Below are 23,919 nucleotides of genomic sequence, written 5' to 3' on the forward strand. Positions count from 1 at the left end.
TTGACATGTTAAAATTAAAATATATATTAATAGGTTCTCTTGCTTTGACATCGCTATTCTCTTCTTGTCAAAAGCAGACATTTGAGAAACCTTATGCTTATCTAGAACCCGAAGAAGCTTTTTTAAATGCCGATCGTATTTCTAAAACTGCTATAGGGATGTATGATGCACTTCAGAACAGAGATTTTCTAGGAGGGCGTGAATTAATTTACGCAGATATTCGTGGAATAGATTGTAGTGCAGGACCATATTTTGGCTCTGTGCCCAATTATGAGAATTTAACGTCGGATAATGCTATGGTTCAAGCGGCTTTCGTCGCTGCGTATAGAACAGTTTATGAAGCAAACTATTTTTTGAAAAATATCGAGCTGTATAAAGGAAGGGCTAAACCAGAAGACGAGGCTAGATATATTGCGGAGGCTAAGTTTATTCGCGCTTTAACTTATTTTTATATTGTAAATACGTGGGCACAGCCTTACAAATTTACAAATGATGGCTCACATCCTGGTGTGGCACTTGTTTTGACGGCGACTGATCCTAACAATATTTTCGATACTGCGCATCAAGTACCAAGAAATTCCGTGAAGGAAGTTTACGATCAAATTATTAAGGATTTGAATGAGGCTTTGCCTATGTTACCTAAGGTTTCAGGAGCACGTAGTATTTCAAATGTGGGGCGCGCGACTCAAGGTGCTGTGAATGGTTTATTAGCGAGAATTTATCTATATAAACAGGATTATACCAAAGCGTTAGAATATGCTAACAAAGTGACGTCATCAAATGAATATAGCATGGCAACTAATATTCAGCTAGTATTTACAGAGTATACAACATCGGAAAGTATATTTTCAGTAGCTCACAGTGGAGGTGATAACCCAAATACTAACCATTCATTGTCACAGCATTATTCACCGGGAGGAAGGGCTGACATACAGGTGAGTACAGCATTTCAGAATTTAATGTCACAAAATGACGCGAGAAGAACAAAGCTTCTTATTGCTGATGAAGACGGGCTTTGGAATGGTAAATATTCAAGTATTGGTGACTGGGCTCCAGTTTTGAGATATAGTGAAATATTATTAACTAAAGCTGAGGCTTTGGCAAATTTGGAAGTAGGTACCGCCGTTAATGTAGAGGCTTTAGCGCTAGTAAATCAAGTTAGACATCGTTCAGACGCGTCTACATCAGTTACTGCATCAAATAAAAGTGAACTGATTGCCGCCATTTTGAAAGAAAGAAGACTTGAATTGGCGTTTGAAGGTCAAGGAATCTACGAGTACTTAAGAACAGGAAGAAATATTCCGGCTCATGGAATTTTTAACGAACAAGTGTGGGGATCAAACAAAGTGATTTTTCCATTCCCTTATGCTGAAACGCAGAGAAATCCTAATTTGGTACAAAATCCAGGTTACTAGTGAAATAATTTTTTGAGATTATTCATGTAAAGGAGTAGAAATGTTAATATTTTCTACTCCTTTTTTCGTTTCCATTCTCACTCGAGAATTGGTGCCGTCTTCATTTTTTTTCTTGAGGACTAAATATTATGGGGCTCAATCAGCTAAAATTTGCTCATCTAATTATTAATCATTTGTGAATTTTATTCATTTAGATAAATATAAATATATTTTTGGGGTCAGCTGACTAAAGCTTTGCTGGAAATTATTTACCATATTTTATCGGATGGAATTGTAATGAATGGATGTATTTTGTTTATAAATAGCGTTTTATGTTTTAATTAAGTTGATAGTAGTAAACTAGGCAACACTTATTTAGTTGTCATTTTTTTTTAAAGCCAAAATATTAAAGAATACATTGTGTTTGTTTATTTATTTAATTAAGTAAATGTTAATATTGTAAAAATTGATTTGTTTTTTTATTTTTTTTACAAAAACAATAAAAAAAACAATCGAATATTGCGAATATGAAATTTTCATTTATCTTTGTTTTTAACAAAACCTTAACACTTCAGTGAAGGTTTCGTTAAATGCTAACTGTATTAGTCTAATAGACTCATCGCTTTTTTACGTAAATGAAATCCATAGGAATTCTATGTGATATTTATGAAGAAATAAACATACTTAATTAAATAAACATATGAAACACAAATTACTCAGTTTTGTGCTCATGTCTACTGCGATGTCTACTTCGACCTTGTATGCTCAGGAAATCAGAGTGTCAGGTAAGGTAACATCTGAGGATGGAGCAGCACTTTCTAACGTTACTGTTTTAATTCAAAATGGTAGCAAAGCAACTCAAACAGATTCGTCTGGTAACTATTCCATGATGGCGAAATCAAATGATGTATTGATATTTCGATCTATCGGCTATGCTGATAAGTCTGTAAAGGTAAATGGTACTAAATCTTTAAATGTTCAATTACAGACCAGCTCAACTGGATTGGAAGAAGTCATTGTAACAGCCTATGGTAAACAGAACAAAGAAGCTATTGTAGGAGCGGTATCTAGTATTTCAGCCAAAGACATTGAAAAGAGACCGGTTAGTTCGGTGACTGCTGTATTAGAAGGAGCAGCTCCTGGCATTATGGTTAATAATTCAAATGGAGAACCGGGAAGTAATCCCGAAGTTCGTATTCGTGGATTTGGTACCGTAAATGGAGACGCTTCTCCAACATATGTTGTGGATGGTGTCGTTTTCGGAGGAAATATATCTGATATAAATCCTGCAGATATCGCATCAGTATCCGTACTAAAAGATGCAACATCTGCTGCACTTTATGGGAGCCGTGCTGCAAATGGTGTCATCGTGATCACGACGAAAAATGGTACTTCTGGTGCTCCTGAATTAAATTTTAGCGTAAACCAAGGTTTGTTTACACGTGGAATACCTGAATATGACAAAATGGATGAAAGACAATTCATGGAAGCAGCCTGGCAAGGACTTAGAAATCAATATTTATGGGATAACAAAACATGGACAATTGATAAAGCGAATGAGGAAGCTAATAAAAACTTGGTTCCGACAATTTTAAGCTTGAATATATTTGATAAAGCAGATGATAAACTATTCGACTCAAATGGGAAGCTAGACGCAACAGCGAAAATTAAAGGAAGTTATGCCTCAGATTTAGATTGGTTTAAACCTCTATCGAGAAAGGGATATAGACAAGATTATAGTTTAAACGGTCGTGGTGGTAATGAGAAGGGCAATTATATGTTTAATGTAGGTTACTTAAATGAGGAAGGCTACATCAAAACTTCAGACTTTGAACGCCTGTCTGGTAGATTAAGTGCAAATATTACTCCAAGATCTTGGGTAAGTGCAGGCTTTTCTGCTAATGCCAGTCATCAAAATAGTAACAATACAACAGGCGAAGGATCTGGATTTACAAACCCATGGAACTTTGCTCGAAATATTGCGCCAATTTATCCAGTTCATCTACACGATGCAGTCACAGGAGATTTTGTATTAGATGCAGATAAAAACAAGATATATGATAACGGTGAAACTTCGAGAAATCAATATGGTGGACGACATGTTATTTGGGAGAATGAACTGAATTTAAATAGAGGATTAAGAAACACCTTTAATAGCCAAGCATATATAAATTTTAAATTCTTGAAAGACTTTGAATTTAAAATTGTAGGTGATATCAATTTGCGAAACACAATGTCCAAATCATATAACAACGCTATAATTGGTGATGGCACTGGAAATGGAGGTCGTGCTTCAAGAACTGTATATAATTATAAGAACTACACAGTACAGCAACAGTTGACATACAACAAAACTATAAATGGTGTACATAATTTGGACGTCTTCTTGGGACACGAAAACTATGGTTATGCTTATAACTATCTTTACGGATATAAAACTAAGCAGACTTTTGCTGGTAAACCCGAACTAATCAATTTTAATGAGATTACTTCACTAACAGACTATTCTTATGATAAGACACTAGACGCATATTTGTCCAGAGTCCGTTATAATTATGACGGTAAATATTTTATTGAAGGTGCGTTTAGAAGAGATGGTACATCCCAGGTAGCACCTGATTATAGATATTCTAATTTTTGGTCTGTGGGAGGTAGCTGGATGGTATCGAAAGAAAAGTTTCTTGAGAATGAGAAATGGATAAATTCTCTGAAGTTAAGAGCTGCGACCGGTTATGTTGGAAATTTGGCTAGTTTAGGCTATTACGATTATATGGATCTATATACAATTGGACAGAATAATAATAATCCAGCATTATATAAAGGGAATATTGGAAATCAGCAATTAACATGGGAAGCGAATCAATCGACGTCCTTTGCATTGGAAGGACGATTGTTTAATCGCATGAATTTCGTTGTAGAATATTTTAATAAAACATCGAAAGATCTCATATTCAATGTGAATTTGGCTTCATCAATTGGTTCAGCTAATAATGATGGAACGACAACCGTAACTCGTAATATCGGTGCTCTAACTAATAAAGGAATTGAACTTACTTTTGATGTTGATATCATTAAAAATCAAGATTTTAGATGGAATTTTGGAACTAATGCTACTTTCTTCAAAAACAAGATCACTAAAATGCCTGAAGAAAATAAAGCAAATGGATTGTTGAATTCTCCATTTAAATATATGGAAGGACATTCTGTTTACGACTTTTTCTTATATCAATTTGCTGGTGTAGATATGATTACAGGACAATCTTTATATTTTGCGGATAGTGATCAATTTGATCCAACGAATAAAACTGGCGCTTGGTATGAATTTCAAGAGGAAATAAACGGTGTTATGTACACTAGGAATGCGGCCTATTCTAAAAGAGATTGGAGTGGTTCTGCAATTCCGGATCTGATGGGAAGTTTTAATACTTCTTTCAGTTACAAAAATTTTAACTTGACAGGATTATTTACCTATTCGATAGGAGGTAAGGGGCTTGACTATTCCTATATCGACTTAATGAGTTTAGGTAGTACCCCATCTGCTCTACATCAAGATCTGTCTAAGGCATGGACACAAGCACCTGAAGGAATGACATTAACCTCTGCTAATCGCATAAATCCAGATGCCATCCCGCAGGTAAATTTTAAAAATAGTGCATTTAATAATAGCAGTATTTCGAATAGATTCTTAATGAATAGTTCTTATTTGTCCATCAAAAATATTTCCCTTGGTTATCAATTGCCTCAAACTTTGTTACAAAAGATGGATGTGCGTCGTCTGAATTTGTTTTTTACAGTTGAAAATCTGGCGACATTTACAAAATTAAAAGGCTTTAGTCCTCAACAAGGCTTTGACGGAATAAGTGACAACGAGTTTGTACCCTATCGTACATTCTCTTTAGGTGTTAATATTGGGTTATAATTAAAAGGAGATAGAAATGAAATATATATATAGAATTGGTCTCGTATTAGCTTGTGCAAGTCTAATATTGAGTTGTAAGAAAGATTATTTGGACCGTTTACCTACAGATACGGTTGCCCCAGAAACCGTTTTCGAATCAGTTGAAAACGCTAAAATGGCTGTCAACGGGTTGTCTAGATTAATGAAACGACAGTACATTAGTCAGGGGTTTAATGGCGAAGGGACAATCAAAATGTATTATGGAATTTATGGCGGAGTAAACGCTTCTATTCCAATGACAGGTTGGAGTTCTGTTATCAATCTAGAGTATTTTGCTAATCCCAATAGTACTTATACATACTATCCTTGGTATTATTATTACATTATCATTGGTAATGCAAATGCAATAATTGATAAAATTGATGCGACCCCTGGTGATGCTAAAGAAAAAGAATTTGTTAAAGCGCAAGCGTTAACTTTTAGAGCTTACAGCTATATGATGTTGGCCCAGCTCTATGGCGACCGTTGGTCGTCTTCAAATAATGGTGCCACAAACGCGGTGGTGCTGCGAATTCATGAAGGTTTAGAAAATATGAACCTTTCTACATTAAAGGAGACTTATGATTTAATTTATAGTGACCTAAATACTGCTATCGGATTGTATGAATCTTCTGGTAAAACTAGGATAAGTACTAATAATTATGAGGTTAATAAAGATGTTGCTTATGCTGTGTTTGCAAGAGCTGCTTTAAATAAAGAAGATTTTCCGAATGCTGAGAAATATGCAGCGTTGGCGAGAACATCATATCCCTTAATGTCTAACACTGAATATAGAGCAGGTTTTTCTACAGTAAATAAGGAATGGATTTGGTCTGTTTTTGATAGCGATCAGGAAACAATTTTCTTCTATTCGTATTTTTCTTATATAGCGTATAACTCGACATCATCATTAGTTCGTACTTATCCTCGATCAATAAGTAAAGATTTGTTTAATAAAATCCCTGTCTCAGATATCCGGAAGGATATGTTTCTTGATCCAGTTAAAACCGGATTAACATTTACAGCAACGACAGGCCAGGGAGATAAAGCTGCGTTGGCATATATCAGAAATATTTATAAAGATATTCCATCTAATTCAACAGCTTATGCCTATATGCAATTTAAATTTAACGCAACAGGGATGCCTGGAGTAGGACAGCTAAATAATTTCAGATCTTCAGAAATGTTATTAATTGAAGCGGAAGCAAAATATAAACAAGGCAAAGATGCTTCAACTATTCAGTCCTTGTTGAATGAGTTAACCAAATCTACGGGAAGAGATCCAAATTACGTTTGTAATAAAACAGGACAGGACCTTTTTCAGGAGATAAAGCTTTATCGCGCTATTGAATTGTGGGGTGAAGGTTTCGACTTCTTCGATCTAAAGCGATGGGGCGATCCAATAGTTAGAAAATCCTTTACAAATGGTGGTAATTTTCAAGGCGCATTGGCGACAACTATTCAGCCAACGGACCGTAATAATTGGAAAATTGTAACTCCAGCGAAAGAGACGGATTTTAATTCGGAAATTAAGCAATAAGATTTCTGTCCGAATAAAAAAGGGTTAGCAATTTGCTAACCCTTTTGTCTTTTATTACCTTTTTGAAATATGTGTTTTACATTGATGACTATTATTATCAAATCATTAATTTTATGTATATAAATTAATAGACTAACAATTTATTAATATTAACTTAACATTTGGAATCTATTTTTACGGCGTGAAATATGAGGGCTTATAATATTTAACGAGAAACCATAACCCTCTTAAAATTCATTCATTATATTAGAGATTATTATAATACCAATGAACCATCAGGACAGAAGATCTGTTTATACAGTTTACAAGTCCCGGTGATATCATTGCCACAAAAAAGTTATTCAATGAAAAAAGCACTTTTACTCGCAACTCTGATTGGTCCAGCGGTAGCCATGGCACAAAATAATAATGCACCTTCAAGTTATGATCCACATGATATTAAAATCACAGGATACCTTCAGACGCAGTTTCAAAAGGCTCAATCACCAGGAATAACCTCGTTCTCCGGCGGTGATTTCTCCAAGAATTCCGACAACCGTTTTATGATCCGACGTGGACGCCTCAAGATCGATCGCGTGGATACTTATTCAAGTATTGTATTCCAGATCGATGCGACACAGGATGGTGTACAGCTAATGGATGCTTTTATTCAATTGCGCCACCCCGATCAGAAAGGTCTGAGTCTGACAGCAGGCCTCTTCAATAGACCATTCGGATATTCTATTGTTTATTCTTCTGGCTACCGTGATTTCCCCGAACGAGCACGTGTTTTCCAGACCTTAATGCCACGAGAGCGTGACCTTGGGGGGATGGTCAGCTACCACCCTGGAGGCAAAATGAAATTCCTCAACCTAGACTTGGCTCTGGTAAACGGAAGCGGCCACTCAGCCAAAGACTACGATTCCAAAAAAGATCTGATCGGTAACTTGGGATTTAAATTCGATAGCCTAGCAGATAAAAGATTGCACCTCGGATTTGGCGGTTCCTTCTATAAAGGTTCTGTCCGCAACGACACCAAAACATACTACACAGCTATCGCTAGTGGTTATACTGCGCATACCAGTGATGACAATGAAGGAAAAGCCATTGGTAGAAACTACTACGGCGCAAACTTACAAATTGAATTGGACAATAGCTTTGGGAAATCCAGCTTCAAGACGGAATATGTGGCTGGAGATCAACCTGGTGTCGCAGGAGGTGCGGATATCAAAGGTCCTTATGCGAGCAGAAGTTTTACGACACAACCTGCGACGGATTTATATCAACGGAAATTTAACGGTTATTATCTTTGGTTTACCCAGGAAATTGCTAAAACAGGGGTTACAGCTTTATTGGCCTATGATGTATACGACCCCAATACTAAGGCAAGTGGTATGACCATAGGAATGCCTGATAATTTTACGGCGGACGGCGATGTTAAATTTAGTACATTGGGTTATGGCGTCGCTTATCAGATTAGTAATAGATTAAAACTTACTGTCTATAACGAGCATGTGACCAATGAAAAGACGAGTTTGAAGAATTTTTCTGATGATCTGAAAGACAATGTTTTTACGACCCGATTGTTATACCGCTGGTAAAATGTACCAGTTAATTTTATTGAATGTTTAAAAATTAAAGCAAACTCTTCGACTTAGGCAGGATATTTGATCATGTGGTGAAATAAATGACTTAGGTTTTGAAAAGAGAAATTGCATGAGAATAACATTCCTATTTTTATTGTTCTTGTTTTTTGCTTCTTGTACAGGGAAAAAAGACATTGGACAATTCGATAGCCGGACAGAGATGCTGGCTCATATCCGTAAGCTTTCCCCTCAGGATCGGGCGAACTTTTTTAAACAGCAGGTCCAATTGATTGATACCGCCCTAGCGAAAGTCAAAGAGCAAACCATTTATTTTAGCTTTTCCATGGGATTATCTTCAGGTGATCCTAAGGATGTTAATTGGGATACGGTAAACTGGAATCAGATGGATATCCAAAATAAGGCCTTTGTTATTCCTAATCCCGATACACTAAAAGCTGCATTTGAAAGCTATTCCAACACGCTTAAAGCTGTACAACGTTTTGGCGTTCCACATTCATCATTTGAGCTAGATGCTGCTGATGACAATATATCGGAAACAGGACAGCTCTCAACCTCATTTAAACAATTGTTCCAAGGAAATAAATCCCTTGATTCATCCAAAGTTGGCCTTTTGCCCGTTAGTCAGGCTCTTGTGGAAATAAAATATCAACTTCCACATGAATTGGATTCTTTAGCAATCGTTCCGGATGCTAAAACGGTGAAATATATGGGCTACGATTTAACGATCGATACGATTAGTCCACAGGGAATAGAACTCGATCTGCCGCTGGATTTATATTACAACTATCTTGGTCATCGGGGGAAAATTCCAAATGATAAACTGGTGGAATCGAATTCTTATTCAGCGATGCCTCTTTATGGATTACATCCAGAAATTCAGAAACAGGCGAAGTCGGCTGGGCAGTTGTTTCAAAAATTCCAAACCGCAGCGGTAGAGGATGCCATGCTTGACCGCTTTGAACCGCAGTTTACTGAGGGAATGTTTCAAGGTTTGAAAAAGCTGAATTACTACCAGTCAGCTATTGAGAAAGAACTTAAAGTATTATTGGGTGATAACAAAAATGCAGACGTATTTGACGTTATCAAAAAACTTAGAGAATATATCGAATCCAATGAGGAATACCTAGGACCTGTTGAACAGCGACTCTCTATCTCATTCCCTTATCCTGTAAAGCAATTCTTGTTGTATTTTGGAAAATCGAACGAAACAATTAAAGCAGAACGTCGGATTCCTGTTTCACGTGCTGCTTCGTATGGATATATGACCTATTTAGACCAAAAAGAGAAGAAATATGGTATTGTTGATTCCATAGGTAATGTCATTATTGAACCTCGTTTTAAAGAACTGACACGTAGTAGTCAAGATTATTTCTTTGACTCAAGTGATAGTATTGATTATTTCCTAAATGTGAAAGATAAAAAGCTGGAGCCCGTCAAAACTGGTTACCGATTCGAACGGAAGCTTGAGGCGAACTTATCCATATTTAAAACAAAAAGGAATATTTGGGTGTCCTTCGTAATGGACAAGAGGAAATAGTGCCTTTTAAATATACGTCTATAGAAAGACAGGGCAAGCTATTCGTTGCAAAATACACAGTAAGGGGACGCGAGACGTTTGATCTCTATACATTACAAGGAGATCTTATTGAAACTCCATTGTTAAGTGCCGTTGAAATACTTGCAGATAGTAGTTTTATGGTACGCAGTAAGTTGCATAAATTCGGTGTCTTAAATACCAGCGGAAAATTAGTCATTCCGATGGAATATGATAAAATTGAAGGATTGAAAACTGCGAATTGGGTATATGCCACGAAAGGTCGGGAGACTTTTTTGCTAGATTACATGAATAAACGGGTTGATATTCCTGCAAACCTTAGATATGTAGATATCAGTCGGAGTGCCGAAGGGATGATTCCTTTCTCTGACTATGATGGCTATGGTTTTGTTGATCTGAACGGAAAGATTGTTATTCAGCCCCAATATAGTAATATTACTGAATTCTACAGAGGGCATGCATTGGTTCGCACTGCAAAGGAGGAGTTGTTTATGATCGATAAAAACAATGGTATCTTCAAAAAAATTGTGTTGCCACCTTCTCCAGATGGTTCTCAACGATTGGATGTTGCCTTTTCAAAGGATGGTACAGGATATTTCACCATGGGGGAGATTGTGCTTGACAAGGACGGAAATGTTGTAAATGTTTCTATTGATGATCTCAACTAATGTGGTGAGTGAAAACATAAAAATCAAAACGAATGAAAAATACTAAGATAGGGGCTATAGGCATTGCAATCTTATCGCTTAGCATATTTGCATGTAAACAGTCTGTCAAGCCATACGCAGAAGCCCCACTGCAGTTGAAAGCGGTTGATATGAATGTGGATCTCAAGAAGTTTTTGGGCAATGAGGATCTTTTCCGAGGTAAAGTCGATATGGTGAATCTCGACGCGGAAGAAAATGAAATCGTACTTGAGCGAAAAGATCTTCCTGACAGCACAGTCTATTATGTACAATACAATGTCAACTCTAACAAGGATGATATCAATCTGGCTGATTATGGTAGTTTTAAATTTAAAACACTTGAACTTCTAACAGATCTAGCAGAAAAAGAAGTTTTTGCCTGGATGGCCGAGCAGGAGGATGTATCCGCAGACGATGTGAATAAACTAGTGGACCAGATTGCATCAGATAATCCTGAGGCAATAATGAATTCGCGGGAATTGGAAGGCGTTTCTTCTGGATTGCACTTGATCTGGCATACCAAGGATAAAGTATTTCAACTTGTGGTGCCCGAAATAGAACCCCTGCGATTTGACCGGAGCAATGAGGAGTATACCCCTTCCTATGATGACGATGGTAATCCTATCGAACCGAAAGAGACTTTTAGTAAAGAGCAGATTATTACATTGTTTAAGGACAAATTAAAAGATTCAGCAAAAAATAAAATTACATTCTTTATCGCCAAACCTCAATTTGATGAGTGGTTCCGTGACAACTCACCAAGTTCGCGCGGAACAATGACCCGATATGACTAAAATCTTATGCGATATTTTTGCGGATACGACTTAAGGAAGAAGCTGTAATCCCCAAATAGGAGGCCAGCATCGTTAAGGGAACACGATTTGCCAGTCCGGGATAGAGCTTTAGAAATAGCAGATAGCGTTCCTTGGCATCAAGATTCATCATGGTATTCGCTGTTTTTAATTTGCTTTCAATGACAAACCCATACAGCTTGGCCATCAATAAGGGCCAGATTTTGATTTCTTTTTCTAACAACAGAAAATTATGGATATCGAGACTCCATAGCTGTGCATCTGTTACAGATTCGATATAGTCATTGGACGGGGTACGATCCAGAAAACTTTGGAAATCTCCGATAAAGCGGCCTTCGTAAATAAAGTATCGTGTAAAATCATCACCTTTATGATTATAATAAAGGGAGCGAAATACACCCCTTTCTACGAAGGCAATACTATTGTTGACCTTTCCACAGGTGACAAAATAGTTGGCTTTTGGAATGCTCTTCTTTTCGAATGCCTGCCTGATTAGACCTTCCTCCCGCTGATCAAGCTGCCCAAATTTTCGGATAAACGCTAGAAGCTGTTCCATATTGCTTATATTAATTACCTAAGATAATCAATTCTTCGCGTTGTGGTCCTGTAGACAGGTATTTGATAGGTATATTTAACTCTTCTTCCAAAAAGGATACAAATAGCTTCAGTTCTTTCGGAATTTGTGCCTGTTGATCGATTTTAAGCAAAGTGCTATTCCATCCGTCTAAAAATTTCCAGATTGGCTTTGGGGCATTGTCTGCAAATGTCGGAGCAATTAAGATCCTTGTTTCACCATCTATCTCATATGCTGTGCAAATTGGCACTTCGGGCATTCCATTTAGGATATCTGCCTTTGTCAGTACAAGATCTGTCACACCGTTTAACATGACAGCATATTTTAATGCAGGTAGGTCAAGCCAGCCCACTCTTCGCGGTCGTTTGGTATTGGATCCGAATTCGCTACCTTTTTCACGCAGCTCATCGGCAAGGGAGCCCGTTATTTCCGTTGGAAATATGCCGTTTCCAACGCGTGTACAATAGGCTTTGGTAACACCATAAATCTTATCGATAAGCTTAGGCGATACGCCCAAACCCACACATGCTGCGGATGCGATGGTGTTTGAAGAGGTTACATAGGGGTAGGTACCATGATCAATGTCCAATAATGTAGCCTGAGCGCCTTCTGCTAGTACTTTTTTATTGTTCTTAATTGCTTCATTGATGATTATTTCTGTATCCATAATTTGTAATTTTTTTAAAAAACTGCATGCCTCTAGAAAATTATCATATAATTCTTGTACTGCCGGCATATCCTGCCCCAAAGCCTGTAATTCGGTATACTGTTTATTTAAAATTTGGAAAACATAGGTTTCGAAATCTTTGGAAAAGATATCCCCTACGCGTACATTCTGCCGAAGTATTTTATTGGAATAGGTGGGTGCAATGCCATTTTTTGTTGTTCCGATAGAGCGGTATTGTTGTGATTCTTCCAGATAAATATCCCAGTACTTGTAAGTGGGCAATACAAGATGAGCTTTCTCTGAGATTAGGATTCGATTGATTATTTCTGTGTCAGAAATAATGGTTTGAAGTTGTTCCACCTCCGCTTGGAGTGCGAGAGGATCGATCACCACAGCAGTACCGATAATATTTTTGATATGAGGATAAAAGATTCCTGAGGGCAGTAATTTAAGGGTAATCCGTTTGCCATTATGATAAATGCTATGCCCGGCATTTGCCCCGCCATTGAACCGGGCAATAATGTCATAATCACGGCCGATCAGATCAATGATTTTTCCTTTTCCTTCATCTCCCCACTGGAGTCCAATTAAAATATCCATGTTGCTATTGTTTTGAATTTACGGATCAAAGCTAGGGGATAACAGGGAGGGTACAATTGCCATTTGACAAAAAAACAGGCGATGATGTTTATTCCTTGGAAAATTGATCAAAGAGAAACCAGATCAGTTTTTAACCTTGTTTTTGTCCGAGTTGTTTGATTTTAAATAACCATTTATTCCGCTTTGTTAGATCCGAAGTCTTTATAATTCCGATGTAAGTGACTTTTACTGGTGATATACCGCAAAATAGTAAGGTGGATCTTTTGAGCTGATTTACACTCGGTTTACCATAGACCAGGGCATAATACCAACCGGGCTGGTCGAGGGTTGTTATAATCCGAGCGGATTTCCCTTTGAGTAATTTGTCCCAAAAAAGAGAGTTTTCACGGTATTGGAAAGCAAAACCGGGTAGAAAGAGTCTATCGATAAAACCTTTCATAATAGCCGGAAGACCACCCCACCATACAGGATGCACCCAAACTAAATGTTCGGCCCATAGGATATCTTCCCAAGCTTGCAGGAGATCTGGTTCGAGTTCTGTTCGCTTCTGGTATCCAAACTGCAGATTGGGATTAAAATTCAGCTCTGCGATGTTAATCGAACGGACTTCCGCTCCAGATTCTTTTGCACCTTCTTTATAAGCTGCGACAATACCAAAATTGAAAGATTCCCTATTGGGGTGACCGTTGATAATAAGTGTTTTCTTCTTCATGTTATTCTTCTGATAACACAAAAGTAGAGGTGTTGGTACTTGAATTATAGGACAAATGTCTAAAAAGTAATCTCATTGCGGATCCGACTTAAATGCCGTTGTGTGATGCCCAGGTAGGACGCTAAATACTGCAATGGTATTTGTCGGACAAATTCGGGCTGATCCCGGAGCAAGACCGTATAGCGTTGCAAAGCTGTTTCTTTCTGCAATTGAAAGATACGTTTTTCAAGTTCCAGATATTGCTGTTCAGCAATCATCCTGAGGTATTTTGTCCATACTAGACTTTCAGCCGCAAGTTTGTCAATGGTACTTTTTTTGATGACCCAGAGTTCGGCGGGGGTGAGGGCCTGCATGGTTTCAATACTTGGTCCGCCGGTGATAAAAGAGGAGTAGGCAGCGATTAGGCTATTTGGAAATCGAAAACAATACGTGACGTCTTCTGCACTTGAGGTTGTATAATACGAACGAAAGATTCCGGATGTGATAAAGGCAACCTCGTTACAGCGCTGATTTTCTTTAACAAAAAAATCATTCTTGTTTAGCCTTCTATATTCAAAAAGCTGAACTATCTGGGTAATTTCTTCCTCATCGAAGAGACCCAAAGACTGAAAGTAAGCTGCTAGCATAGAAATCAAACTTAGATAAATTGCTTTAGTAATACAAAATAAATCTGCTAGGGTACATATTATGGGATAGTCCTTCAGTAAGATCAATACGCCGACAAGTTACTGAAAGGCTGTTTTTCTTTTTCATTGTGTGATTATTTTCTTGATCAATACGATTTGTCCCAAATGATAGTAACTATGTTCAACTACCCCTTCAATGTTTCGTAGATAGGAGCCATATTTCTCATCAAAAAAAGGTTTATCAAAAATTTCGGCATTAAGCTGCTCGACTTTATCGGCAAAAAGTGCTGCATTTATAAAAAAGTCAGACCGAAGTTTGTCCCAATCATTCTTATTGACTATTTCAGGTAAATCAAAACTGTATTTATCATTAATTTCCAGCTTTCCCGTTTCAAATGCGGCCAGCAATCCCTTTAAGTAATAATTGATGTGATAGGTGAGTGCAGCAATGGTATTTAAATTGTTGATCTTCAGGATAGCCTGTTCCCAACTAATATCTGCTAGTTGTTCTTGATAGTTGGTATTTGCAATCCAATAACCATTTAATAAAACTTCTCTAAGTCTGCTTGCGATAAATAGCTGCTTTTCCATTTCCTGTTAAAATTTTCTATTGATCAGTATTCCTTTGTTTTTGATATAAAATTAGATTTTTTAAAGTAATGCCAGTATCGTTAGGTTTATATCGTTTTTATAATTCTAATTTACATACAATTTTCTTATTCTTCATATTGGGTTAATCTCTTGTTAATAAGACTTTTGTTTTTTTGTGCAAAGTCATTGTTATCAATATATCATGCTTGCACTAACCGGAAAAGATTTAAGAAATGTTTGGGATCAATTTGTAGAAGATGAATGTGAGGAATCCTTTTATACCTTATACAAACATTATTACCATTATCTTTCCTACTTGGGACTGAAAAAGAAAATGTCCATGCAACGTATTCAGGATAGTGTCAATGATGTGTTTTTACATCTTTGGGAGAAAAAGAATGGCAATCGACAAATACGCAATCATCATAATTATATTACTACAGTATTCTTCCGAAAGCTCTTTCGTAAAGAAACGCTTCAACTGACAGATTTGGATTTTTCGGAAGAAGTACACGATCCAGCTATCCATCAATCTGTCGAAGAACAGTATATTCGTACGACAACAACAAATACTGTCGCACAATTGGTTCAGGAACATCTAGAGCAATTGGGAACGAAGCAACGTTTGGTAATTTATCAACGTTTTTTTCTTGACCTCTCTTATCAGGAAATTGCGGACGCCAATCAAGTTTCTATTCATACCATTTATAATACGATCTATAAATCGCTGGAAAAGATCAAAAATAATCTGTCTAGTGAACAAGAAATATTCCTTAAAGTAGCCGTAGGCCTACTTTCTTCATTTTTATTGATTTTTTCTTAAAAACAAGTAGTGAAAAAATGATGTCCCTCGCTCTATTGGATAAATTACAATCAGAGCGGAATGGACGAACTTAATTTACAGGCCTTATTGCAAGATGAATCTTTTGTCAACTATTGCAGGAGAACAGAGAAAGAGGATATCGAGAAATGGGAAAAATGGCTGCAAAAATATCCAGAACATCAACAATCCATTGCGGAGCTAAAGGAGACTATTTTGGCGATGGGATATTATGCCGGAGAGGTATCCGTTCAGGCAAATTACTTCCGTTTACAACAGCAGATAAAAAAGCATTCTAACCAGAACCGTTTTAAGGAAATTGGTAAAACCGTCTGGTTTAAAATTGCCGCTGCGGTAATTGTTGTAGGTACTGTTTCACTGTTTTTATTTCGACAACAAGCTTCTAAAGAAACAATAGAAATTGTCCAACATATTGGTTCTCCAGGACAAGATGCTGCACTGTTGACCCTAAAAGATGGTTCGGTAATTTCCTTAACTGATATTCGTAATGGGAGTGTCGTTGCACTTCAAGGAGGAGTGGAAATTCAGAAGAGCAAAAACGGTGAGTTGGTTTATAAAGCAGTAGAACAGGGCGGTGCTGCAACAGCGGCGGTCAATAAAATAACAACTAATCGGGGCAATCAATATCAAGTGATTTTGCCTGATGGATCCAAGGCTTTTCTGAATGCAAATTCTACGTTGACTTATCCATTGAAGTTTGCAAATGATGCGCGAAGTGTGCGTATGACTGGCGAAGTTTATTTTGAAGTCGCAAAGATGGATAGGGGAACGGACGGAAAACGAATCCCATTCTATGTGGAAACGGCAGAACAAAAAATCGAAGTACTCGGAACACATTTTAATGTCAATGCCTATCAGGATGAACCCTATACCACAACAACACTGTTGGAGGGAAGCGTACGTGTGACTTCTTTAAAAATGAATGAATCTGTTCTACTGAAGCCGGGGCAAAAGGCATTATTAAGTGAGCGGTTGCGTATCGATGATGCTGATATTTCTCAGGACGTAGCATGGATAGCGGGGGACTTTGTATTCAAGGGTGAAGAATTGGGTAGTTTACTACGTAAGATTTCAAGGTGGTACAATGTAGATGTGGAGTGTCCACAACGACTCAATAAGCTCAAATTTGACGGTATGGTGTCGCGTTCCCAACCGCTCTCTACCATCATGGACATGTTACAGACAACCGGTAAGGTAAAATTAACACTAAATGGAAGGAGGCTTATTGTGATAGATTGACCTATCTAATCATGCGATGAGCTAAATAAAAACAACCAAAGGTGCTGGTAACACCCTTGGTCAATGTGTTAAGCTTATCGATAACGTTGCGATTCAATAATCATCAAATAATATTAACTACAACAAATATATGAGTTTTTATCAATGCATGCGTGTTATGAAAATCACCATGGTATTTTTAACTTGTTTGTTGGTGAAAGTCAGTGCGTTTACTTATGGTCAACGGATTACACTCAACAGGCAAAATAGCAATATCCCAACTATTTTAAAAGAAATAAGGCAGCAGAGTGGCTATGATTTTTTTTATGATAACGGCTTATTTAATCGTGCAAAACCCGTTAATATCAGTCTCAAAAATGCAACTGTTGAGGATGCGTTAGATATCTGTTTTGCCGGACAACCATTTGGTTATGTCGTGAAAAATAAATTGGTTGTCGTGACGGCGTCGTCTTTAGGTCAGGAAAAACCAGCTTATGTATCACAACAGCAACTGCTTTCCGGACGGATAATAGACCAGGAGACCAAGCGGGTTTTGGCAAGTGTTTCCATCCGTGTTAAGGGAACTTCGGGCGGAACAAATTCTGATGCCAATGGTAACTTCTCTTTGACGGTCTCTAAAAGTCCTGCAACATTGGTAGTTTCATATTTAGGCTATCAAACAAGAGAACTGGAAGTCAAAGAAGGACAGGCAAATCTTGTTATCGGTTTAGCACCACTTGCGACAGCTCTGGAAGAGGTCACCGTTCAGGCAAGGCGCAAGGCTAATACCGAAACTGCGGTACTAGAGGAACGGAAGCGTTCATCTATTGTGCAGGACGCGATTTCTGCCGAATTGATCGAACGTACAGCAAGTATCACGACTACGCAAGCTTTACAGCGTGTCACTGGAGTGACCGTAACAGACGATAAGTATATTGCAGTAAGGGGATTAGGAGATAGATCCGTGATCGGGCAATTGAATGGCGTACGATTGGCATCTTCCGATCCTGATCGTAGTGCTATCCCGCTGGATCTCGTTCCTGCTTCTCTTCTGGACAATATTACTGTATATAAAACAGTTACTCCAGATAAACCCGCGGATGCTGCTTCGGGTATTGTTGAACTGAAAACGAAATCTGTACCGGATAAAATGACATTCGAACTTATCGCCCAGACTGGTCTCAATTCGAATATTGGTCTAGGTGGTAATTACAATAGTTTCTGGAACAGTGAAATGGGAATATTGGGCACCCGAATTAACAAAAAGGATCTATCTCCTGATTTCCTGGATCTAGCGAAGCAATATCCCAATGGACTGAGCTCCATTCAAGACAGGATTGCCAACAGTAACTATAGTCCTTCGGGATATCAGGAAGTGAACCGCATCAATGGTATTATGAAAAGCTTTGATCCGGTAATGACTACACGATATCGCCGGGCACCTATGAATCAGCTATATTCAGCCACATTTGGAAATAGCTACGACGTCTTTGGCAAACACAAATTAGGACTTGTTGTCGGCGGAAATTATTACCGAAGGATTTCTGATACTTATCAAGGCGAGTTAACACAATATAGCATCTACCAAGGTGTCGTGACAGGCAGTCCAGATATATTTAGTTTTCGAAATATTCCCAATTATATCACACCTAATAGTTTGTTTATGGGGAAATATCAGACCTATAAAGAGAATACGGGAACGGAAACGCTCAATTATGGTACACTTGTAGGTGTTACTTATCGTTTCAGTACACAGCATGAAATCAGCATGCAATATCTGGGTAGCTGGGGCGGTGAGTCCATAGCCACCAATTTGAATGGACGTTATGAATATTCCGGATTACCGGGAGAAGTGAAAAGTACAATCCATTCCTTAAAACAGACTTTTCGGAATTTGAATACCTTTAATTTGCAGGGAGAGCATAAATTTTTGAAAGATGAATTCTCTCCACGATTGAGCTATAACGTGGCAACTTCAAAATCCACGCAAAATGATCCAGATTTTAGATTTGTGAGCCTTGTTGATTATGCACCTAGAGGTGGAGGATGGTATAGACGGCCGATTATCGGGGAACAAGCCGGAGCTGATGATTATGTTTATTCTGAACACCTTTATGCACTTACATCGGGTTATGTCAACGGATTTGGAAATTATGGCATTATTCAAGCTGAACCTAATGGTCGGAGATGGCGAAATTTAAATGAAGACAATTTTAATGCTAAGGCAGATTTAAATTTTCCTTTTAAGTTATTTGGAGAGAAACAATTGCTAAAGACGGGCTTCAATTATTTGTTCCGAGACCGCAAATTTATGGAAAACCAATTGTTTCTGCCGGGATCAAATTTTACAGGCAATAAATCCATTCCATTGTATGATGTTCAGGGAAATCTGGATCGTTTGGTCAGCAACGAAATCGTTGGTGTTGTGCTACCAAAGGCGGGACAGGGGGAAGGAATGATGCCAATTGGAGGTTTCTTATATAACAGCCAAAAATCACCGAACAACTACAAAGGTTATTTTGAGACTAATGCGTTGTATGGTATGTTGGATCTTAAAATTGCGGAGCGGTTTCGTCTGGCGGGCGGTGTGCGGTTTGAGATGACCAATATCGGATCTGCTGTAGATACAGCCAATGTATTTTTAGACCCAGCACTTACCGCAACATCTCCAGATGGAACACGCATTCCCTTGGATCCAATTAATCCAAATTCTGTATACAAAACAGGTTACAAACCTTTTTATTCAGTCAATGCTACTTATACACTTAACGATAATATGAATTTTCGTGGAGCTTTCAATACAACCTTGGCAAGACCTGAGTTGAGAGAGATTACGAATGTCTTTGAATTTGATGCCTTTCAAATGGGATTGGTCGTGGGTAATCCTAATCTGAAGAATCAATATACGCAAAATGCGGATTTTCGTTGGGAATGGTTTCCCGAAAAGGGCGAGGTTATCGCTATTTCTGCTTTTGGAAAACGTATCGAGAATCAATTGGTCAAAGTCTTTAATTTAAAAACGGAGGGTCTAGCTGCGACTTATCCTGAATTTCCAACAATTCAGTTCCAAAATGATGGTAATATCGGAAAAGTGTGGGGACTGGAGTTCGAAGTTGTGAAGAATCTCGGAACTTTATATGATCCTTTGAAAAATCTGTTTCTCGGTACCAATCTCTTGTTGGCACAAAGTGAGATAAAAAAATCTGCTGAACGCTATGAAGCGAATCGCTCCCTTGATCGATATACGCCTAAAAATAGTCCGTTGTTTGAGCAAGCTCCTTATTCCATCAATGCTTGGCTAAATTATGATAATGACAAATCTGGAACAGATTTGACCTTGACCTTCAACATGGTCGGAGAACGTCTGGTACAGATCAACTTGACAGGAGAACCGGATCTATATACGCAACCCGTACCTTATCTTGATTTTGTATTCTCACAAAAGCTTAATAGACGAATCTTGTTTAAAGGTTATGCCAAAAATATCATTAATCCTGCAATAAAAACAGTTTATGCAAATCCTCAAACAGGTGGGAAATGGTACGGAAATGAATACATCAACCGAAGCTACAAACGTGGTGCGGAAATTATGATCGGTTTTACCTATAACTTATTTTAATCTAATGGAATTAAATGTGTTTAAAAATAGATGCTGGTGGTTTTTAGGAATAACAGTATTATGTTCGTTTTATTTTGTCGCTTGTAAAAAAGATAAGTTGGACGTTATCATCGACAACCGCCCTGTAACTGAAAATAGACCAAATTCGAATTCGAGAATTGTTAACTTATTCGACTACAATCAGCTTATCGCTAATGGTGATAGCCTGACTAATTTTGTGGTATTACATCCGTTGCTTCCGGGGAATCATAAATACCCAGGGACATCGTATTTCCCAACGGATGGACGCTTAGGAAAAATATGGCCTATTCCACAAGATCTTTTCAACAAGAAAGAAGAAGCAGAATTGAGTTTTTCTGCTCGTTATTATGCAGGTTTTGGTTTAAATCATGACCTCAAAGTCAACGTAAATAATAGTTATGAGATACCCAAAGACTATTTTTTGCTGCCAACGATGTTTATGAATGGTCAACCTGATGTTGTCACCTTAGAGCGGACTGCTACTAGCCCAAGTAAACCCGATCATTTCAAGATTAGGATTGTAAATCTAGCTGGAGCAATTAAAAATCCCCCCAGCGGATTGACAGGGCCCCAGGAGAGTTTGGTTGGAGCGATATCATTGGCTTATGCTGACGGTGCTTTGGTCAGCCCAAAGACGAACACGATATCTGTTGCCCAGAAGGCCTCAGAATATATCGAATTACCTTATGGGACTTATCAATTCAAGGTATTGCTTCAGGATGGGAGACCACTTCCAGCATTGGGGACGGAACGACATGAGTATGGTCTTATTGATTTACCGACTTCTACTATTCCTGAAAATCATGCCAAGTCAACTAACCTGGTCTATGCTCCAATTCAGAATTTTCAACCCGGTGGAGTGTATACGATTGTAGTTGCTCCACAGAAATTTAATTACATCTCCAATGAATTGGACGAAACCGTGAATGTCTATCAAAATTCGTTTCAAATTATTACAGATATCGCGGCACCAGTAAACCAAAGTTATCTTCGGATACAGGGAGTCAATGCCTACAAAGATCAGTCCATCGCATTTAGGATAGATGGCAAAACACTTGCATCGGGGCTTGATTTTGGGAAAGGGAGTACTTATGGTGTTTTTACCCAAAAACAGTATACGATTGAGGCAATTGACAATTCAGGGAGTGTGCTTGCTTCCTTAAATCAGGAGTTACGGAGCAACCAAAACTATACCGTTTGGCTCCATCCTGATCAAAATGGAAAAGCTCAGCTCTTGCTGATTGCCAATGATCTTAGTGGTACACTTCCATTACCGGCAGAAGATGATGGTACTTATAGCAGACTCGCTTTTAAGTTTTTCTTTTTCAATCGTTTCTTAAATCTATCTATTGGGAACCCCTACATCACGTTTACGCTTCCAAATGGACAGTCTATTGGAAATAGCTCGAATGTGAATCTTCAACCGGGCATTCCTTCGCTGAATATGCCCTATACGAATATGAATACCATGATGCATACATACGAGATTATGGCCTACCGATCTAAGCCCGATGTGGTACCCGGTGTGTGGGCTAAAGATATCGATGTACTGAAATCAACAGACTTTATCGCAGATAAATCGCTTTACACAAAAATCAAAAGAGCATTACCTGCGCACGAACCGGGAATTTATACTATTGCATTAATTGGAAAAAGCGGAGCTGGAGCATCCGCTAAAGAGAAAGCTAAAATGATCATTATCAAACATAATAAATAATGAAAAGACAGAGAATACTACATTGTGTAAGTGTGTTGGGTATTTTTCTCATCCTGTTCACGGCCTGTACCAAAATTGATTATACACAGATCGCTGAGCCCGCTTACCTCCGGGTTTTTAATAACATCAACTATGTACAGACTATGGGAAGCAAAGATGACAAGGTTCCTTATTTCTGTATGCTTATCAATCCGAAGACTGGAGCTGATGGAAAGTTTACTGGAGCAGAAATTGTCGGTGACTTTTTGGACAAACGGGATCCTTATGCGCCACCCTATCCTTCACATATTGGTAACAGCAATAGTTTAAGTAATCCGGAATATCCGGGAAAAGAAAATGTATTGGTTGGTCCGATATTAAACGGATTTGATCTGAGTAGCTGGGCACAGATTCCATCTGGAGAGGTTCGTGTTGTATTCGCTTATCGCCCCAAAAATACAGTCCCATTCTTTGAATTGGAAGAGCGCTTAAAAAATGACATACTGATAGATACGGTAATCAATCTACAAAGCAAAGAAGTCTACACGTTGCATCTCCTGCAAAAAGATTTTGTCAAAAAAGATCATGGAATTTTATTGCGTCAGGAGAACTTCTATAAACTTCCCTTATCCGATTCATTGGTTTATGTCAACTTCTATAATATGAGCGCCAAAGGCTTTTGGGAGGCTGATGCCAATTTAAAAGATGATGATTACAAACTAGCAAGTTTTAGGCATGGTATCAAGGATGAAATGAATGTGTTTATGTCGCTTTATGAAAGCCAGGAAGTGCTGAGCCATTACGCCACCACAGTAAAAGGTTACCGTGGTAAATTTATGACGACGGTCAAACTCAATACAAGCACGAATGCTGTAAGCCCTTATGTGAGTTTTCCGCTATGGGCAAGTAATAAAGCGAACGGTATTCGAACTGATATATGGCAGCGATTTGATTTTTTTGCATCCGGAATGAATCCTGTGACGAACCCCTTTTACGATAGCGATCGCAATACAGGAAGCAATTGGGCGGTACTCAACTGCCTTTTAAATGGAAAGGTTGGATTAACAAGTAATGAGAATGGAACCTTGCTTCCAAACCTGCTGGTCAATGTGCATTCAGGAAAAGACAACCCGCACACTTTTGCGACGGTCAATACGATTGAAGTTGTCAATGGACGAGTATACTTAACAACGATACAACGAAAATATGCACCGCCTATCTATTAAACATAAGCTGAAATGAAT

Annotated in this window: 17 protein-coding genes; 12 read left to right on the plus strand and 5 right to left on the minus strand. The window is 38.1% G+C overall.

Annotated features, from left to right (window positions below):
- Positions 1-5 precede the first annotated feature (5 nt).
- The 7 genes from OGI71_RS25360 to OGI71_RS25390 all read left to right on the plus strand — a co-directional run bounded on the left by OGI71_RS25360 (position 6) and on the right by OGI71_RS25390 (position 11,492).
- Complete coding sequence (locus OGI71_RS25360) at positions 6-1,415, plus strand: RagB/SusD family nutrient uptake outer membrane protein (protein WP_282252918.1); 1,410 nt, start codon at positions 6-8, stop codon at positions 1,413-1,415.
- Positions 1,416-2,094: 679 nt separating this feature from the next.
- A complete protein-coding gene (locus OGI71_RS25365; RefSeq protein WP_282252919.1) occupies positions 2,095-5,313 on the plus strand; it encodes a SusC/RagA family TonB-linked outer membrane protein in 3,219 nt (1,072 codons plus the stop codon).
- Positions 5,314-5,329: 16 nt separating this feature from the next.
- Positions 5,330-6,871: a RagB/SusD family nutrient uptake outer membrane protein gene (locus OGI71_RS25370; RefSeq protein ID WP_282252920.1), complete on the plus strand. Its 1,542-nt coding sequence runs from the start codon at positions 5,330-5,332 to the stop codon at positions 6,869-6,871.
- Between the two features lie 344 nt (positions 6,872-7,215).
- The gene (locus tag OGI71_RS25375; protein WP_282252921.1) at positions 7,216-8,451 is read left to right on the plus strand and encodes a porin; all 1,236 of its coding nucleotides are present in this window, start codon (positions 7,216-7,218) and stop codon (positions 8,449-8,451) included.
- 115 nt (positions 8,452-8,566) lie between these two features.
- Positions 8,567-9,994 carry a hypothetical protein gene (locus OGI71_RS25380; protein ID WP_282252922.1) on the plus strand — a complete coding sequence of 476 codons (1,428 nt, stop codon included), beginning with the start codon at positions 8,567-8,569 and terminating at the stop codon, positions 9,992-9,994.
- On the plus strand, positions 9,961-10,680 hold the full coding sequence (locus OGI71_RS25385) for a WG repeat-containing protein (RefSeq protein ID WP_282252923.1): 720 nt from the start codon (positions 9,961-9,963) through the stop codon (positions 10,678-10,680). Before OGI71_RS25380 ends, OGI71_RS25385 begins: the two co-directional genes overlap by 34 nt.
- 32 nt (positions 10,681-10,712) lie before the next feature.
- Positions 10,713-11,492 carry a hypothetical protein gene (locus tag OGI71_RS25390; protein WP_282252924.1) on the plus strand — a complete coding sequence of 260 codons (780 nt, stop codon included), beginning with the start codon at positions 10,713-10,715 and terminating at the stop codon, positions 11,490-11,492.
- A 4-nt stretch (positions 11,493-11,496) separates the two neighbouring features.
- Here the strand turns inward: OGI71_RS25390 and OGI71_RS25395 are convergent, their stop codons facing one another.
- The 5 genes from OGI71_RS25395 to OGI71_RS25415 form a co-directional block, all read right to left on the minus strand.
- Positions 11,497-12,066: a Crp/Fnr family transcriptional regulator gene (locus OGI71_RS25395; protein WP_282252925.1), complete on the minus strand. Its 570-nt coding sequence runs from the start codon at positions 12,064-12,066 to the stop codon at positions 11,497-11,499.
- Positions 12,067-12,076: 10 nt separating this feature from the next.
- Positions 12,077-13,351 carry an adenylosuccinate synthase gene (locus tag OGI71_RS25400; protein WP_282252926.1) on the minus strand — a complete coding sequence of 425 codons (1,275 nt, stop codon included), beginning with the start codon at positions 13,349-13,351 and terminating at the stop codon, positions 12,077-12,079.
- A gap of 130 nt (positions 13,352-13,481) precedes the next feature.
- On the minus strand, positions 13,482-14,063 hold the full coding sequence (locus tag OGI71_RS25405; RefSeq protein ID WP_282252927.1) for an NAD(P)H-dependent oxidoreductase: 582 nt from the start codon (positions 14,061-14,063) through the stop codon (positions 13,482-13,484).
- Positions 14,064-14,122: 59 nt separating this feature from the next.
- Positions 14,123-14,689, minus strand: a complete 567-nt coding sequence (locus OGI71_RS25410; RefSeq protein ID WP_282252928.1) for a Crp/Fnr family transcriptional regulator — start codon at positions 14,687-14,689, stop codon at positions 14,123-14,125.
- 123 nt (positions 14,690-14,812) lie between these two features.
- Positions 14,813-15,280 (minus strand): DUF1572 domain-containing protein, encoded by a 468-nt coding sequence (locus OGI71_RS25415; RefSeq protein WP_282252930.1) that lies wholly within the window; start codon positions 15,278-15,280, stop codon positions 14,813-14,815.
- A 202-nt stretch (positions 15,281-15,482) separates the two neighbouring features.
- Here OGI71_RS25415 and OGI71_RS25420 point away from each other — a divergent pair, with 202 nt between their 5' ends.
- The 5 genes from OGI71_RS25420 to OGI71_RS25440 all read left to right on the plus strand — a co-directional run bounded on the left by OGI71_RS25420 (position 15,483) and on the right by OGI71_RS25440 (position 23,901).
- Positions 15,483-16,103, plus strand: a complete 621-nt coding sequence (locus OGI71_RS25420) for a sigma-70 family RNA polymerase sigma factor (RefSeq protein WP_282252932.1) — start codon at positions 15,483-15,485, stop codon at positions 16,101-16,103.
- 60 nt (positions 16,104-16,163) lie between these two features.
- The gene (locus OGI71_RS25425) at positions 16,164-17,360 is read left to right on the plus strand and encodes a FecR domain-containing protein (protein ID WP_282252934.1); all 1,197 of its coding nucleotides are present in this window, start codon (positions 16,164-16,166) and stop codon (positions 17,358-17,360) included.
- 130 nt (positions 17,361-17,490) lie between these two features.
- Positions 17,491-20,958 (plus strand): TonB-dependent receptor, encoded by a 3,468-nt coding sequence (locus OGI71_RS25430; RefSeq protein WP_282252935.1) that lies wholly within the window; start codon positions 17,491-17,493, stop codon positions 20,956-20,958.
- Between the two features lie 4 nt (positions 20,959-20,962).
- Positions 20,963-22,696, plus strand: coding sequence for a DUF4397 domain-containing protein (locus tag OGI71_RS25435; protein WP_282252936.1), 1,734 nt, complete (start codon positions 20,963-20,965; stop codon positions 22,694-22,696).
- Entirely contained in the window at positions 22,696-23,901 is a 1,206-nt protein-coding gene (locus OGI71_RS25440; protein WP_282252938.1) for a hypothetical protein, read from the plus strand. The genes OGI71_RS25435 and OGI71_RS25440 overlap by 1 nt, the downstream gene beginning before the upstream one ends.
- The last annotated feature ends 18 nt before the right edge of the window (positions 23,902-23,919 follow it).

Source organism: Sphingobacterium sp. ML3W (assembly GCF_029542085.1).
In the GTDB taxonomy this organism is placed as follows: Bacteria; Bacteroidota; Bacteroidia; order Sphingobacteriales; family Sphingobacteriaceae; genus Sphingobacterium.

What these genes read in the sequence shown, in the direction of transcription:
- OGI71_RS25360 (WP_282252918.1), top strand. Translation starts at nt 6, where the DNA reads ATGTTAAAATTAAAATATATATTAATAGGTTCTCTTGCTTTGACATCG.
- OGI71_RS25365 (WP_282252919.1), top strand. Translation starts at nt 2,095, where the DNA reads ATGAAACACAAATTACTCAGTTTTGTGCTCATGTCTACTGCGATGTCT.
- OGI71_RS25370 (WP_282252920.1), top strand. Translation starts at nt 5,330, where the DNA reads ATGAAATATATATATAGAATTGGTCTCGTATTAGCTTGTGCAAGTCTA.
- OGI71_RS25375 (WP_282252921.1), top strand. Translation starts at nt 7,216, where the DNA reads ATGAAAAAAGCACTTTTACTCGCAACTCTGATTGGTCCAGCGGTAGCC.
- OGI71_RS25380 (WP_282252922.1), top strand. Translation starts at nt 8,567, where the DNA reads ATGAGAATAACATTCCTATTTTTATTGTTCTTGTTTTTTGCTTCTTGT.
- OGI71_RS25390 (WP_282252924.1), top strand. Translation starts at nt 10,713, where the DNA reads ATGAAAAATACTAAGATAGGGGCTATAGGCATTGCAATCTTATCGCTT.
- OGI71_RS25395 (WP_282252925.1), bottom strand. Translation starts at nt 12,066, where the DNA reads ATGGAACAGCTTCTAGCGTTTATCCGAAAATTTGGGCAGCTTGATCAG.
- OGI71_RS25400 (WP_282252926.1), bottom strand. Translation starts at nt 13,351, where the DNA reads ATGGATATTTTAATTGGACTCCAGTGGGGAGATGAAGGAAAAGGAAAA.
- OGI71_RS25405 (WP_282252927.1), bottom strand. Translation starts at nt 14,063, where the DNA reads ATGAAGAAGAAAACACTTATTATCAACGGTCACCCCAATAGGGAATCT.
- OGI71_RS25410 (WP_282252928.1), bottom strand. Translation starts at nt 14,689, where the DNA reads ATGCTAGCAGCTTACTTTCAGTCTTTGGGTCTCTTCGATGAGGAAGAA.
- OGI71_RS25415 (WP_282252930.1), bottom strand. Translation starts at nt 15,280, where the DNA reads ATGGAAAAGCAGCTATTTATCGCAAGCAGACTTAGAGAAGTTTTATTA.
- OGI71_RS25420 (WP_282252932.1), top strand. Translation starts at nt 15,483, where the DNA reads ATGCTTGCACTAACCGGAAAAGATTTAAGAAATGTTTGGGATCAATTT.
- OGI71_RS25425 (WP_282252934.1), top strand. Translation starts at nt 16,164, where the DNA reads ATGGACGAACTTAATTTACAGGCCTTATTGCAAGATGAATCTTTTGTC.
- OGI71_RS25430 (WP_282252935.1), top strand. Translation starts at nt 17,491, where the DNA reads ATGAGTTTTTATCAATGCATGCGTGTTATGAAAATCACCATGGTATTT.
- OGI71_RS25435 (WP_282252936.1), top strand. Translation starts at nt 20,963, where the DNA reads ATGGAATTAAATGTGTTTAAAAATAGATGCTGGTGGTTTTTAGGAATA.
- OGI71_RS25440 (WP_282252938.1), top strand. Translation starts at nt 22,696, where the DNA reads ATGAAAAGACAGAGAATACTACATTGTGTAAGTGTGTTGGGTATTTTT.